Source organism: Ruminococcus sp. MCC718 (assembly GCF_018783905.1).
Classification (GTDB): domain Bacteria; phylum Bacillota; class Clostridia; order Lachnospirales; family Lachnospiraceae; genus Hominisplanchenecus; species Hominisplanchenecus faecis.
The window spans coordinates 1-15,322 of sequence record NZ_WQNP01000150.1; the positions used below are offsets into that span (position 1 = coordinate 1).

The following is a 15,322-nucleotide window of genomic DNA, read 5'->3' on the forward strand; positions in this document are numbered from 1 at the left end:
TACTGTTTAAGGTTCGTTTTCAGAACTTTTCTCTTGAATTTTCAAGGTTGTCACTGTTCAATTATCAAGGTTCATCTTTTTGTTTGTGCCGTTCGCTGTTCGCATCGGCTTTTTTATTTTAGCACATCTCTTTGTGCTTGTCAAGTACTTTTTTAAACTTTTTTTCGAAGCTCTTTCGAACTTCTTAAGTCGTACCAGACTGTGTTGCTTTGTCTCTTTCGCAGCAACTCTGATATTCTATCAAAGTTTTTCCGGTTTGTCAAGTACTTTTTTCATCTTTTTGATTCCGTCCCCGGATCGTCTGGATGATTCCCTGACTGCCTGTATCTCTCAGGCTCCGTTGTTTCTGCGTTTCCGCCGCAACGTTTGATATCTTACCACTTCTCTTTCTTTTTGTCAACAACTTTTTTGATTTATTTTTCTCAAGTTGTTTTTCAAAGAATTAAGGGCATAAAAAAATATCTTAGAATGTTGAACGGAGAAGGAGGGATTTGAACCCTCGCACCGCGTAAACGGTCTACACCCTTAGCAGGGGCGCCTCTTCAGCCACTTGAGTACTTCTCCTGAATCAGCAATTCGTCTGATATTGTGCTCACATCTCTGTGACGCTCATTTATTATAATAAATTCATTTTGAAATGTCAACTGATTTTTTGCTTTTTCTTTATTTATTTTTTCAGGGCTCACTTGCAAAGTGAAATTTACTTTTTTCAACTCACCTCCGATATAAAAATATGGACAATTCCTTCTTGAATATAATAAGAAATTGCCCATATCAAATATTTATTCTTCTTTATTTTTTCAGATACACATCACTGTACTGAACACCAAACTGCAGTGCCGCCTGATGGTTATTCATATAGATATCTACATGTCCATATGGCGTTCCCAGATCTTCTACTGTATAGACCTGTCCATTGATGATCAATTCGGTTCCAAATGGCAGTCCTGCCATAGCTACCGTATGATCGATCGTCGGCATTGCTCCGCTCGCCGTAGGTCCGCCTGACCAGACTCCGCAACAGATCGGACAGCTGCAATATGCTGTCAGCTTAAATTTGCCAAGGTATGAACCATATTCTGTGCTCTTCGCTATAACAGCATTATCATAGTAATCTGCTGCCATATCCTTTTTCTTCAATGCATCCAGTATGTCTGTATCCTCATTTGAAATAATACGGACTGCCCATACTGCATCGTTTTCATTTACAGTGCTTTCTATAATGCCCGTGGCACTGCTGTGTGCCTCGATCGTTCCGCCGTCACCAGTACTCATAACTACATGATAAATATAGCCATCCGATCTCTGATAAAAGATCAGATCGCCCGGCAATGCATCTTCTACCGGTATTTTGGTGGCACATTCTGCCTGGTCTTCCGCCACACGCGGAATGCTGTAACCAAATTCTGCATAAATGCTCTGTACAAAACCGGAGCAGTCTGCCCCTTTTGTCAGGCTGGTACCTCCCCATACATAAGGATTACCCAGGAACTGCTTCGCATATTCTAACATAGAGGTGCGGATCAGTCCTGATACAGAAGCTTCTTTTACGGAAGTTACCGTGTAATAGCAGGCTTTGTTGTCTTCCGGTTTTACTTTTGCTTTAGCAAGGGCATAAGTATTCTCGCCTTTTTCTTCAATCTCTTTTTTCACTTCTTTTCCGGTTTCGAGCTGCTTTGTCTGTACAAATCCCCTGACATCATCTGATTCTACATAACACCATTCCTGATCCTCATCATCCAGAATATAACACAGTCCGCCTTTTGCCAGTGTACCTACTACCTCCGGCTCCTGGTTCTTTTCTGTATCTTCACTCTTCTCTGATTTCTGATCTGTGCTTTTCTTTTTCTCGGATTCCTGTGTTTCACTTTCCCTGGAAGCACTGTCCGGCGTTTCGCTCTCTTTCGCAGAATTATCCTGCGTTTCGCCCTCTGTCACACTGCTGCTCTGTGTTTCACTTTCTAAGGCAGTACTTTCCTGCGTTTCTTTTTCTGTTTCTTCTTTTTTATTGTTCTTGGTTTCTTCCTGCGGAATAGAATCATAGATTTTGATTCTCTTTTTCGTCAGGGCGTATTTCTTTTTGGCTACTGCTTTGTATGCAGTTGTCTGTGTATGCAGAAACGCCTTATTTTCATAAGCTTCTTTGAGAACTTCGGCTGTCTCTATATTCTTTTCTTTTTTATGCTTTACATAACGTTCCGCTTTTTCGTCTGCCCATACATATTTTGCTTTTATGAAACCTCTGGCTTTTCCGGATTCTACATAATACCATTCGCCATCGTCGTCTTCTTCCAGAATATGCAATACGCCAAGTGCATTGATCTTTCCTACTTTATCGGATTTTGTGTTTTTCTTTTCATAGAGATAAACATCATCTCTTTTTGATACAGCATATTTCTTTTCTACCTGAAAGAAACGAAAAGTCTGTTCTACTTTTGGTGACTCTATTTTCTGCTCCGTTTCCGTTTCTGTCTCAGTCTGATCGCTGCTTTCTGTCTCAGTTTCCGTTTCGATTTCAAACGGCATCTCTTCTATGGATACAAAACCTGCTTCTCGCTCTGTCGCTGCTTCGGTTTCCTGAGTTTCTGTCTCGGTTTCGGTTTCCGTCTGTGTCTCAGTTTCCGTTTCAGTTTCTGTCTCTGCCTCTGTCGCACTGTTGTCTTTTTGTGGTGCTGCATAGGCAGAAATGCCAACGGCTGAAGAAAGAAACAGGACGGCTGCTGCCGCTGCTATGTTTCGTCTATACATTTATTGCTATACTCTCTTTCTTGCTTTGATATATACTGCTGCCGAACCTGCCATCAGAAGAACCATAGCCGGAATATTGGTTGCATCTCCCGTCTTTGGTGCATTCTGGGTTGTCGTTGTGGAACTCGAACCTGATGTTGTTGAAGAGGATGATGCACTTGTCGATGCTGTTGTTGATGGTGTGGAAGTTGTAGCAGGTGTTTCTGTTTCTGTTTCTTCCTCTCCATCCGGCTGTGCTACCATACTTGCTGTCTCCACTTCAGATGTCAGATTGGTCGATCCGTTTCTTAATTCATCTACGGTCATGCTGATATTGAACTGCTGACCGGTTGTTGCATTGCCTGTCAGATTGAACCAGAGATCTACCAGAGTTCCTTTCAGCTTTTTCGGTGTTGTTGATGAAAATTCAATCACAATCTTTCCTTCCGTTCCGGCACTGTCTGTCGGCTTGATAACTTTGATCGTCATACCTTCCAGTGCGTCGCTGTCCTCCGCATTGGAATCATCGTATTTCATCGCATTGGTATCATAGTTAATCGTTACTTTTCCATATGTAATCTCTTTTGTGCTGGATACGCTGTAAGTTGCTGAAATGCTCTCTTCTCCGCTGTATACCTCATCCGGCTCAAATTTGAATGTAACGTCCTTCTGTCCGGTTGTTGTTGTCCCGGATGTTGAACTGCTTCCTGATGCAGAGCTGCCTGATGATCCGTAACCGGAACTTCCTGAAGAACTGCTGCCTGATGTCGAACTGCTTCCTGCCACACGGTTTGACGGTGTAGTGGAAGTCTGACTCTCTGTCTGAGTGGACGTCTGTGGCACTGCAAGGCTTTTGCCTGAACTTGATGTACTTGTCGTACGTGCCTGTCCTTTTGACGCAGATTTCTTTTCACTCTGGAGTTCAAGATAATCTGCATATTCTTTTTCCAGGTCGTATTTCTGGATTGCTTTTTTCAGTTCTTTCTCTGTGTCTGCTTTCAGAACGGTAACTGCCTTCACTTCCTTGCAGTCTGTAAACACCAAATTATTTTCCAGCTCACACTGGTTGAAGATCACAACCGTCTGTGGAACAAGCTCTGCTACCTCATAGACCATATCTTTCTGCATATCACTCAGTTCTACGGTTGGATATTTCTCGATTTCTGAATCTTTGTCTGTCTCGGATTCTGTTTCTGTTTCCGTTGTTGTTTCACTTTCAGATTCTGTCGTTTCTGACTGAGTTTCTGTTTCAAATTCAGTTGTATTCTCCGTCAGTGCCTCTGTCTCAAACTCTTCATCTGAAAATTGAAAAACAACCGCTGCCAGTTCCGGCACCTGATTTGCATCGATCTCTTCTTTTAATTCTTCGATCGTTACTTTTTTTACTTTTGCTTTTCCGGTTGTTTTATCTTCTTTTTCTCTTATATAAATAAAAGAATCTAATCCGTTTTCTTCCGGATCTTTCTCTTCTGTCTGCTCTGAAGCTGTCTCCTGTGTCTGCTCGGTATCCGCAGACTGTACAGTCCCTTCTTCTGCAGGCTGAAATCCAGCCTCTGTATTATCCCCTTCTGCTGCATATACTGTGACAGACATTGCAAGTAAAGCGGATGCTGTCAAAATGGTGCAAAGTTTATGCATTCTTTTTTTCATTTATTTCCTCCTCATGCTGCAATGCAATTTAGCACTGCGATGCTGCTCTGGTTACTTTTACCAAGCAACACGATTTTTATTCCTAATTTATAGTATATTTATCTAAATGTAAAAGTCAATGTAAAAATCTCCTCTGTTTTGTTTGAAAAGCATGTTTTACATTTCTTTCACAAAATGACCATATTTTTGAACTTTACGCAGTAATGTAATCATACATAATGGAATGAGCACTCCGGCAATCACATAACTGATGTGCAGACCGTAATCTGAATGTGGAAATTTTCCAATTTTTTCAGCATCTGTAATGCCATACACTGACGAATAAATACGATCCACGATCTTAAATCCAAGAAAATGCAGTGCCATAATGTGAAAGCTTTCTTTTCCGACCAGTGAGAAAAATTTTTCTGTATATGGATTTTTGCCAAGTATTTTTGCAAGCCCAATACAAAAATAAATACCAAGCAAGGTCACCGGATAAAAAAGTACCGGATGTAAGATCTGATTGACCGAAAGTTCAATACTTCCCGGCATACGATTTAAGATTCCAAGAATCACGGCAGCACTTAAAATAGTTCCATACCAGGTAATCCCTTTGTCGAGTTTGTCCCATTTCTGTTTTGCAAAGTAACCAATGTACATAATCGGAACCGCCAGAATTGAAGTCTGTATCCAGTATTCCCAGGTCAGCTCCCGACTGTTTGCATATAATGCAACAGCAGCAAACAGAATACAGATGATCTTATGCCAATATTCCGGTTTTTTACTTTTTTCTGCTTTGCTGAATGCAATCGCAAACAATGCTGTTCCGATAAAAAACATTGGCAGGAACCAGCAGGCTCCCAGCAATTCTTCAGTGTATTTCATCAGCAGACTCTGTACGATGCAGGATACCATTTTGCTGATGCTGTAATGTTCGGTGCTGCTGATCATTTTGACCGACACCAGTGTGTTATGTAACAGCGTAAACACGGTATTATAAAGAAACAGCATACCGCCAAGCTTCAAAAGCCGCTTGCCGATATACTGTTCCGGGTGCTCATGGTATTCTCTTTTGTAAAAAAATCCCGCCACAAAAAAGAACACCATTAAATGATAACTGTATACAAATTCTCCCACACTGACGTTCAAGGCTGGTATCATGATTGAATAGCAGCAATGTCCCATCACAATAGAAATGATACCTATCGCCTTTACAATGTCCATTGTTGAATTTCTTTTTCCCTGCATTTTTCCTCTCCCTTAGCCTCTTGCTCCTCTGACAAAACGCTCCAAAACATCTGTGATAACTGTATTCTTCATCAGAATCAAAACAACTGCATAAACCAGTCCCGATACGATCACCGATACAAGAATCAGATAAATCTGATTTTCAATAACTTTTGCAGCCAGCATACAGCAGATCACAATCCCCACACAGCCAATGATCGTTGAGATCAGATTTCTTGCTGTGCAATTGATCTTTATGATTTTTCTTGACTCGTATGCGGATATTACACATACACATACTTCTGCGATAATCGTCGTAAAAGCCGCTGCACTTTCCTGATATCTTGGAATCAGGATAAAATTCAGTACAATATTTATCACTGCACTGAGGATTGTCGCAAACATAACAATTTTTTCTTTTTTGTAAGAAATCAACACACAGTTGGAAAAAAAGTTTGCAAAGACAGCAAAGACAAGGGCAATACTGAGCAGCTGCAGCGGAATATAGGCTTCGCTGAAAGATGCTCCGGCAAACTCTTCTACGATTGGCTTACTCAGACAAAACAGTCCCACCATCGCCGGACAGCAGATTGCTACCATATAATCGATCAGTTTTCTTCCCAGCTGTAATATCTTATCTTTTTCCTGTGTTCCAATATAAAATGCGAATCTTGGAATAACAACTGCCACGACTGCATTAAGAACCTGTTTTACAATCTTATATATTTTGGCCGCTGTTCCGTAAATTCCAACGTGGTAATCATCTGTCAGCCATCCAAGGATTGTTGTGTCTGAGCTGATATAAATGGTAGCTGCAATCGTTGTCGAAAACACGATCATAATCGGTTTTAAATGTTTCAGCGGCGGCTTTTTTACCAGATGCAGCTGCACATATTTCCTTGCGTGGAAAAACATAAATAATCCGGAACCGCTGCTTGAAATAACGGAAATAATAACATACTTGTAAAGGTCATCTGCACTGTGTACAAACAGCAGCATCAGGATGATAGATACGAACTGAAGAATAAACGTAACAAACGTAATATAACCAAAATCCTCATATATATTATAAATCCAGACAACGCTCAGCGTTGCCAGCAGAATTTCCAGGCTGAGGATCCCGATCACGATATTATAGCTCTTCAGCTTGTCTACAAACATAAGTGCCAAAAACAACAGGATATACGATACGATCGTTGCATAAAGATTGATAGAAAAAATCTCGCTTGCGAACTGATTCATTTTTTCCTGATCGCCCCGGTATTTTGTTCCTTCTCTTACTGCATAAGTTGTGATGCCAAGAGCTGCGATCAGAGAAAAGTAGCTGATAACCGATACGGAAAAATCGTATTTTCCAATCGCATTTACCTGAAGTACTCGTGTGATATACGGAAATGTGATCAGTGGAAATACCAGAGACAATACCGTTTTCATAACATTGAGCACTGCGTTTAATTTGATTGACTTTTCTTTCATGTTCCCTGCTCCTTATTTCTCTGACAGCCTTTGTTTGCCTGTTACCAGAAAGTATAACAGCCAGTAATGCTTCTTATCAAATAAGTACCAGATCAGCCAGCCTGGCTTCGACTGCTTCTTAAATGCTTTCGTTTTCTTTTTATCTGTCGGTTGCTGAAATACTGCTGCTGTGCGGAAATATTTTAAAAGCTCGATTCTTTTTCCAAACGGCATTTTTACTTTTTTCGGGCTTACATAACGCACGATCGTATAAATTCTTCTGGAAAGCTCTTCCACCCAAAATGCCGGAATCTGTGTTTCAATACCGGTCTGTGTTACCAGTCTGCTTTTATTTTCCAGACACTTCATCAGCGAAGTGATATTGTTAATGTCTGTCTTTCCGCTTGTACTGTGTGCATATCGCATGATCCACACATAGTAAGTCTTCGGATTCAGTACAACACTTGGGCTGCACAGATATATTTTTGTTATAAAATCCAGATCTTCATATCCAAACTTCATGGTTTCATCAAAATCAATCTGATTTTTCTGTAAAAAAGCTCTCCGGTAAATACCGGCCCAGATTCCTTCTCCGGCTTTGTTGATCTGATCAAAATTTGCAGCAAACTGTGAACTGCTGTATACACCTGCTTTAAAAGAAGTCTTTTCTTCTGCGATCACTTTGCCGTCTTTGACCGTGCGATAACTTCTGGAATAACGCACCACATCTGCATCATATTTTTTTGCAAGTGCATAATTATCTTCTAAAAGTCCCGGCAGATAGATGTCATCATTATCACAAAATGCAATGTATTCTCCGGCCGCTTCTTTTAATCCTGCATTTCGTGCAGAACAGATCCCGCCGTTTGTCTTATGGATAACTTTTATTCTGGTATCTTTCGCTGCAAGCTGATCGCATATTTTTCCGCTTCCATCTTTTGATCCGTCATCCACAAGGATTAATTCAAAATCCGAAAAAGACTGTTTTAAAATGCTCTGTGCCGTTTCCGGCAAATATTTCTCCGAATTATATACCGGAACAATTATACTGATTTTAATATCTGGCATATTTCTGTCTCCCATAGTCTATAATCCAAAGATCTGTGAGTTTTCCTTTGCTTCCAAAATGGCACGGAAAATATAAAAATCAGATGGATTTGTAATCTTGATATTTTCAGTCGGGCCTTCAAGTGTGTGAAGAGTATGTCCAAATTCTTTCATCAGACTTGCAGAATCAATCCTGTCAGTTTTATTTTCTTTTATCGCCTGACGATGCACATCAAGAATATCTTTCAGGTAAAAACTCTGCGGTGCTTTTGCTGTATAACAGCTTTTGCGGTCGATGATATTCGTAATCTCCTGTTCACCGCCAACCTGAATGATCGTCTCTGTTGCCGGTGTTACCGTGATCGCATTTCCCTTTTCTTTTACCATATTGATATTGTCATGGATTAATTTTCCGGATATCAGGGGACGTACTCCATCATGGATCAGAATGATGTCATCTTCATTCTCTGAAATTTCTTCTGCTGCACAAAGTCCATGATAGATGGATTCTTGACCGCAGGAACCGCCCGGCACAATTTTCTTTACCTTTGTGATACGATCCCGGTCCAGAAGATCTTCCAGATATTCAATATAGTCTTTCAGACATACAATCACGATTGCATCAATCGCTTTACATTTTTCAAAATGCTCGATCGTATGAATGATGATTGCTTTTCCGTTCATCTCAAGGAACTGCTTTGGCAGACCTTTTGTATTCATCCTCACTCCGGAACCTCCGGCAAAGATCAGTCCGATATTCATTATTCTTTATTCTCCTTCATATAAACATTGAAATCATGCGAGATCCTCTTATTTTCCGGAGGAAGCTGCATATAATCTCCGTACAGTTGTGTCAGATAGAAATCCCAGCATTTTGGTGCCGGAAACATATGTCCTTCAAATTCTACTTCCACCGGCTCTAAAAATTCTTTCGGCATTTTCTCCTGCGGTCCATACCCCCACAAAAAACCGCCCACATACGGCGACTTGTCGATCGGATACTCTTTTGATATCGCATTTAATTTATTGCAGAGTTTTTCCGTGTTGAGATGTTTGCAGATCGGGATCAGGACTCGCTTTGCAAGTGCCGCATACCAGGTAGCTCCTTTTCCCATTTCGCTGTAAGCCGTCAGTAGTATAGTCTTATAAAATTTAATTTTCTTAAATTTCTTTGCGATAATTTTTTCGTCATCCGGCATACCATCCAGTGGAAAAATATCGATCCAGATACCCGTTGTAAATTCTTCAGAAAGATACTTTTCTTTCAGTACCGTATTCGTATTGATCAGTTTGATAAACGGATAGATAGAATTACCAGATTTCCAGGAAACAATCTTTTCCACCGCATCTTGTTTCTGCTTTTTTTCCAGTCTCAAAAGCTTCTCAAAATCTTCACGCGGCATCAGAACATCGATATCATCATCCCACGGAATGAAACCTTTATGACGGACTGCACCAAGAAGTGTTCCTCCGCACAGGTAGTATCTGAGCTTGTATTTTTTACATATCTCATCCAGTTTTAATAACAGGTTCAGTTCTATTTGTTTGATTTCTTCAGAGCTTAATTTTTTATTTTTCATCTGATAATTCCTCTCATTGTTTCAGCTTTACTTTTATCAGATCCTGCTTACCAGAAAAAACAGCAGCCTGTCCAGTCCGATTTTTCTCAGTCTTAAGATCAGCCATGTTGTATATCTCTTTTTTGCCGGTTCTGATTTTAAATACTTCAATGCAATGTATTTGTTTTTGCAGATATCTCTGTCTATTTTATTGAGCAGTTTATTATACTGAATATATAATTCTTTCATTTTTTTTCCGCCGCATCCCTGACCATTATAAAGCATATTTGCCGTCAGTCCGGATACCAGGCAATAATTTAACAATGGCTGAGTCTCTCTGTCACACTTTACGGTATCAGCCAGTTTGTTCACTGTCTGAAAATATTCTTTTACAATACCGGTTCGGTCGCTCTTGCTGCTCCTGGTAATAGACTCGCTATTCATATAGTAATAGTAACCGGAATATGCCATAAGTTCAACAACCGGATGACATGCCAGACATCGATACATAAATCCTTCATCTTCGTAGCGTCTTACTCCATAAAAAGACAGATGATTATCTTCCAGAAATTTTCTCTTATATACTTTTGTGCAGGCACTGACATTCATCCATACAAATGTATCATCGTTGACATCGATCGGTGTTTCCGATAACTTTCCGTTTACATCACGGATATAACCGCCAACAATGATATCTGCATCTTTTTTCTGTGCTGCATGCATATAAGTTTCCAGAAAATTTCGTTTCAGATAATCATCACTATCAATAAAGGCAATGTATTCCCCGGATGCCGCCTTCATTCCTCGATCTCTTGCAGCACCCAGGCCCATGTTTTGTTCCCCGTATAATATTTTTATTTTCTGCGGATATTCTTTCTGCATCTGCTCTATAATAGAAATGCTCTGATCCTGACCACAGTCATCCACACATAAAATCTCAAAATCCTGCCAGCTCTGATCCAGAATACTTTTCAGGCATCGTTTTATATATTGCTCTACATTATAAACCGGAACAATCACAGATACTTTGCTCATTTTTCCTCCTTGTCCGCTTCTTTGTTCTTTTTATTTTCATCTAATGCTATTTTCTGTACCAGCTTCTGTATTTTGTACTGAAGCTGTGAAATTTCAAGTGTCAGATTAAATGTCTTAATTAAAAGGATAAAGATAACAAAGAGAAATACCATATTTGCTGGAGACTGGATGCCCAAAAGGTCTGCAAGCCAGAACATCGGATCCGGGAAGACTGCCACCAGTATCAGCAGCAGTGAAAAAATGATCCAAAAAATAGAGTTTTCTATCTGCAGTTTGAATCTTCTCACTCTCTTCATAACGTTCATCATACTGAGCATGGATATGACAACCAGAATAATTCTTAAATAGATCGACATATTGACTCCCTTCTTAGTCTGCTTTTCTGCGTTTTCTGAAATTCTGGATAAACAGAATCGAAAGCATCATTCTGAGCATATAGGCGATCGATCTTGTCAGATTCAGATAACTTTCTCCTGCAGTTCTTTCATCCATTTTCACCTGCACATCCTTAACGGAAGCTCCCTGTTTGATCATGAATGAAATGGTATCCGGCTCTGGTCCGTAGTTGATATTGGATGCAAATTCGTGAATGATCTTCTTACTGTACATACGCATTCCGGAAGTAGGATCGGTCAGTACCTTCCCGGTTGAAAATTTGATTGCTCTTTCGATCATACGATTTCCTAACATTCGCATCGAGAATGGTTTTTTCTCCGTCACAAAACGGGAACCGATCACAATATCATATCCGTTTTCAATTTCTTTTAAAAGATCTTCGATATATTCCGGTCTGTGCTGCCCGTCCGCATCAAACTGGATCGCACAGTCATAACCTTCCTGATCTGCATATTTCAGTCCTGTCTGGAAAGCTCCTGCAAGTCCAAGATTGACCGGCAGGTCTATGATATTGTAGCCTTCCTGGTGACAGATCTGCGATGTGCTGTCTGCGGAACCATCGTTTACAACTACATAGTTATACTGTGGATAATGATCGATCAAATTAGACACTACTTTTTTGATATTTAATTCTTCATTATATGCCGGAATAATCACTAATACCTTCATTTCTCTTCCCTCTGTTGTATGTTATTTGATTTCTCACTTAAACGATAAACCCTGACAAGCGGTTTTGCAACCCATGCCGGCCAGAATTTTCGAAACATTTCGTAGTCTTCTCTCCAGCGGATATCTCCATGAATGATTTCTGTCGTTGTTGATTTTTCATGAATACGATGATACATACCTATGTCTGATATATAACAGAAAGATCCCTCTTCTCTGGACTGCTTCTCCAGCATCATCCAGTCTACGTTGCTTGAGAATCTTACTTCAAACGGATCCCCCTTAAATTTTTTCCTGATGTAAGTTGTCGCCGGACAGCAGACCGGATTGCCGAACCTCAGAAAAAGGCGTTTAAAAAATCGCACATTCTGGAATCCCTGAACTCGCATCGGCAGCAGCAGAATACGTTTGATCGTGAGCAGCGTTGATTTCTGAACTTTTTCTCCATCTCTGAGTTCACCATAATCGGTAAACACAACAATCGGATCTTTACCTTTTTTCAGTTCTCCGAAAATCATTTTCAAATAATTCGGTTCATAGATATCATCCTGATGGGCGATCGTGACATAGTCTGTTTTTGCCTGTCTGTATGCAAAATTCCAGTCTTGGGCAATCCCACCTTCACCTGTATTGATGTACAGCGGAATCTCATATTTCTCTGCCAATCCCTGTATCCATTCATTCGGCGTTGAAGTAGCCATTATGATATTGCTTTTGACCGTCTGATTTTTTAGAGAAAGTATGCATTCCTCTAAATATGGACTTTCTTTGTATGCACAAATTGCAAACGTATGATCATTTCTTTTTGTCATTCTATTCCCCTATATCAATCTTCCCTGCAGCAATAATTCCCATACCGCTGCAATTTGCAGTATATTTGCAACAATAAATGATAGTTTTGCCAGTCCGTATTTACTGATTTCTACTTTTATTTTTGAATTTGAAAGCAATAATGCTCCAAGATAAATAAGCGGCAGATAATATCTTGCCTGCACACCGGCGATACTTGCCTCTCCTACCGGCGTAAAACTTAAATACATTGCACTCCAGATCAGCATTACCGTGATCAGAAAAATGCCCCACATCAGGATTCGTTTCCATATTTCACAATTTGCCAGTCTGCTGCTGCCCTTTTCTTTCTGAAAAACCAGCAGGGTCAGCATCGGAAGCAACAGGATACTCCATTTATCTGCAAGTGTTCCCCTTGATGCATAATTTAAAAACATCAGATTTCCGAAGAAATAATTATCGGAATCTATATTACCCAGATTTCGGAAATTGTCCAGCTGGAAAATACTTCCGAACATAAGCCGGATACTTGCCAGCGGATGTTTTACCATAGATACCAGCTGTCTTACAACGCTGGTATCTCCGCCTCGTGAATCGCCGCCATAAGCAATATTCCCTGACACTGTATTGGAAATAACCGGTAATACAAACGTTGCCATAACTACCAGGAATAATACTCCGATTCCGATCAGGAATAAGATTTTTTCTTTTTTATTCTTTTTATAAAACTGCGGCAGCAGAAGCATCAGCAATACCAGTGGAATATAAACTGCTTTTGAGAGGCATCCGACGGACATCATAAATATTGCTCCGATCACAGAAGCTGTATGATAATACTTCGTTGACTGGAAAAATGCTTCTCTTGACCACAGGACACATCCCAGTGTAATGAACGAGAACACAACGCTGTCATACGTATAAGACGATGCCAGAAACAGCGGCGTCGGAAGCATCGCTACAAACGCCAGCAGTAATTTTCTGCTCTTTGCAAGGCGAATCGCCCAAAACATCACAATCACATACATCAGAAGATTGCCGAATTTTCCAAGTGCAAACACTGCCGAAAATGGAAGTTTCAAATTCTTTCCGATAAACAGAAAAACTGCCATCGGGATATATGCAATTTTATCATAAGAAATTCCTGACGTTTCCTGTGTCTCTTTCATAACAACTTCCGTGCCATGTTCATCCATATATGCTTTCAGAAGTTTATATTCTTCCTTTGTATTACATTTTGGATTAATGCGGTTCATAATGTTAAGTCCGGCTTCTGTCCATTCTACATTATGCCCGCTGGCAATTCGATAAGAATCCCGGAAATGAATCTGCTCGTCCCAGGAATTGCAGGTTGGCTGGGCCGCTGCAATGATCAACATGCCAAAACTCAGTGCAAATACTGCGAAATACCATTCTGTCTTCTTGATAAATTCTTTTTCAAAGAAAGTACAGTAAATCATCGCTCCGATCAACAGTATAAAGAAATAACGATACAGATTAATGTCTGCTTTATTGGACAGAGATACTTTTGTCAGTTCTGCATCCTTATTCTTCTTCATGGTCATCTTCAGATAGGTGACTTTTTTGTTGATGCTGGTTGAATATTCCGGCAGAAGTTTATTTACACAGTCATGATATTTTTGCTCTGTTTCTTTGCCAAAATCATTGATTTCTTTTGTTTCTATATCATAGAACTCTTCATCTTTAAAATGCCCCTGCACATGGAGCATCTGAATATAAAGTCCTTTTGGAGCAGAAAATATAACCTGATATTCTTCCTGACCTGCACTCTCGCTGATGTACATATGATCGGTAATATCCAGATCATATGCATGTCCCCATGCAGACCGGTTTGCAAAAATCTCTACCAGCACTGCCAGCAGAATCACAACAATCGCAGCTATCAGTCTCTTATGTTTCTTAATATTATTCATGTTCTTTCTCCCTCTCATTCATACATATGATCAGGCTAAAGACAAAACTCATAGCCAGTAAAAATGCACAGGCCCATACATATGGTCGTTCTGGGTCTAAAGTTTCCACAATATAAAGAATTCCATTATAGTTCTGATAATTTGCATTGGTATAATCCAGAAAATATTCATCTGCCTTATTACCATATAAAGAAATCCTTGTCTGCGATGAAATTCCACTTCCCTTTATTTCCAGCGTATAATCGCCATTGCATACTTCACCGTTTCCAAGAATCAGTTCTTTTGGTTTAATTTCATTCTTATTGACAAGAGCAAACAGCTCCTTCACTGCAACCGTCTGTTCTGAAATAGTCTCTCCATCGTGCTTCAATGAACATACAAGCTCTCCATCGGTATTTTCTCCCGATACATAAAAAAAGAGAGCTATGCCATATAATTTTTCATCGTACAATGAAAATTGGATCTCAGCTGTTCTGCTGTTCGTGACAGCTCCAAGCTTTGGTATGGTATTTAAACTCTTGTATCGTTCTATGTCCGTATTGGTGTAGGCCGCATTCTTTCGGTCAACGGTAAAAACTACAGACCATAAAAGTGCCAGTACAAGAAATACATTTACTCCAAGCATGACAGCTTTTCGCTTTTTGCCCATAAACATCCTCTTTCTCCTTTAATCTCTGGTTATTGATTATAACAAACAATACTGTTAAAAACAAGACCCGAAAAACTACGCAGCAGTAATATGTACTCTCCCATAATTGATTTAATAATATAAATGTGAGTGAATTATGATTCCTTCAAAAACAGAAGTAATATTTGACTGATTTCCTTTTTATTAGTAAAATACTCAGAAGAGAGGAG

The 15,322-nt window shown here is 39.9% G+C and carries 14 protein-coding genes and 1 tRNA gene; all 15 read right to left on the reverse strand.

Annotated features, from left to right (window positions below):
- Positions 1-476: 476 nt before the first annotated feature.
- The 15 genes from GPK60_RS12110 to GPK60_RS12180 all read right to left on the reverse strand — a co-directional run bounded on the left by GPK60_RS12110 (position 477) and on the right by GPK60_RS12180 (position 15,113).
- Positions 477-564: transfer RNA gene (locus tag GPK60_RS12110), tRNA-Ser, on the reverse strand.
- Positions 543-713 carry a hypothetical protein gene (locus tag GPK60_RS12115; RefSeq protein ID WP_173887318.1) on the reverse strand — a complete coding sequence of 57 codons (171 nt, stop codon included), beginning with the start codon at positions 711-713 and terminating at the stop codon, positions 543-545. The genes GPK60_RS12110 and GPK60_RS12115 overlap by 22 nt, the downstream gene beginning before the upstream one ends.
- 79 nt (positions 714-792) lie before the next feature.
- Positions 793-2,748, reverse strand: coding sequence for an NlpC/P60 family protein (locus GPK60_RS12120; RefSeq protein WP_215660340.1), 1,956 nt, complete (start codon positions 2,746-2,748; stop codon positions 793-795).
- Between the two features lie 6 nt (positions 2,749-2,754).
- Positions 2,755-4,377: a hypothetical protein gene (locus GPK60_RS12125; RefSeq protein WP_215660342.1), complete on the reverse strand. Its 1,623-nt coding sequence runs from the start codon at positions 4,375-4,377 to the stop codon at positions 2,755-2,757.
- Positions 4,378-4,533: 156 nt separating this feature from the next.
- Positions 4,534-5,607 (reverse strand): acyltransferase, encoded by a 1,074-nt coding sequence (locus GPK60_RS12130; RefSeq protein ID WP_215660343.1) that lies wholly within the window; start codon positions 5,605-5,607, stop codon positions 4,534-4,536.
- A 12-nt stretch (positions 5,608-5,619) separates the two neighbouring features.
- Positions 5,620-7,062, reverse strand: coding sequence for a flippase (locus GPK60_RS12135; protein ID WP_022118204.1), 1,443 nt, complete (start codon positions 7,060-7,062; stop codon positions 5,620-5,622).
- 12 nt (positions 7,063-7,074) lie between these two features.
- Positions 7,075-8,109, reverse strand: a complete 1,035-nt coding sequence (locus GPK60_RS12140; RefSeq protein ID WP_173896687.1) for a glycosyltransferase — start codon at positions 8,107-8,109, stop codon at positions 7,075-7,077.
- An 18-nt stretch (positions 8,110-8,127) separates the two neighbouring features.
- Positions 8,128-8,850 (reverse strand): IspD/TarI family cytidylyltransferase, encoded by a 723-nt coding sequence (locus tag GPK60_RS12145; RefSeq protein ID WP_022118206.1) that lies wholly within the window; start codon positions 8,848-8,850, stop codon positions 8,128-8,130.
- On the reverse strand, positions 8,850-9,668 hold the full coding sequence (locus GPK60_RS12150) for a LicD family protein (protein WP_022118207.1): 819 nt from the start codon (positions 9,666-9,668) through the stop codon (positions 8,850-8,852). Before GPK60_RS12150 ends, GPK60_RS12145 begins: the two co-directional genes overlap by 1 nt.
- Positions 9,669-9,704: 36 nt before the next feature.
- Positions 9,705-10,682: a glycosyltransferase family A protein gene (locus GPK60_RS12155; RefSeq protein WP_215660345.1), complete on the reverse strand. Its 978-nt coding sequence runs from the start codon at positions 10,680-10,682 to the stop codon at positions 9,705-9,707.
- Positions 10,679-11,038 carry a DUF2304 domain-containing protein gene (locus GPK60_RS12160; RefSeq protein WP_215660347.1) on the reverse strand — a complete coding sequence of 120 codons (360 nt, stop codon included), beginning with the start codon at positions 11,036-11,038 and terminating at the stop codon, positions 10,679-10,681. Before GPK60_RS12160 ends, GPK60_RS12155 begins: the two co-directional genes overlap by 4 nt.
- A gap of 13 nt (positions 11,039-11,051) precedes the next feature.
- Positions 11,052-11,747: a glycosyltransferase family 2 protein gene (locus GPK60_RS12165; protein ID WP_022118210.1), complete on the reverse strand. Its 696-nt coding sequence runs from the start codon at positions 11,745-11,747 to the stop codon at positions 11,052-11,054.
- The gene (locus GPK60_RS12170; RefSeq protein ID WP_173866809.1) at positions 11,744-12,556 is read right to left on the reverse strand and encodes a glycosyltransferase family 2 protein; all 813 of its coding nucleotides are present in this window, start codon (positions 12,554-12,556) and stop codon (positions 11,744-11,746) included. The genes GPK60_RS12165 and GPK60_RS12170 overlap by 4 nt, the downstream gene beginning before the upstream one ends.
- A gap of 9 nt (positions 12,557-12,565) precedes the next feature.
- A complete protein-coding gene (locus GPK60_RS12175) occupies positions 12,566-14,464 on the reverse strand; it encodes a DUF2142 domain-containing protein (RefSeq protein ID WP_173896690.1) in 1,899 nt (632 codons plus the stop codon).
- A complete protein-coding gene (locus GPK60_RS12180) occupies positions 14,457-15,113 on the reverse strand; it encodes a hypothetical protein (RefSeq protein WP_173896691.1) in 657 nt (218 codons plus the stop codon). Before GPK60_RS12180 ends, GPK60_RS12175 begins: the two co-directional genes overlap by 8 nt.
- Between the last annotated feature and the right edge of the window lie 209 nt (positions 15,114-15,322).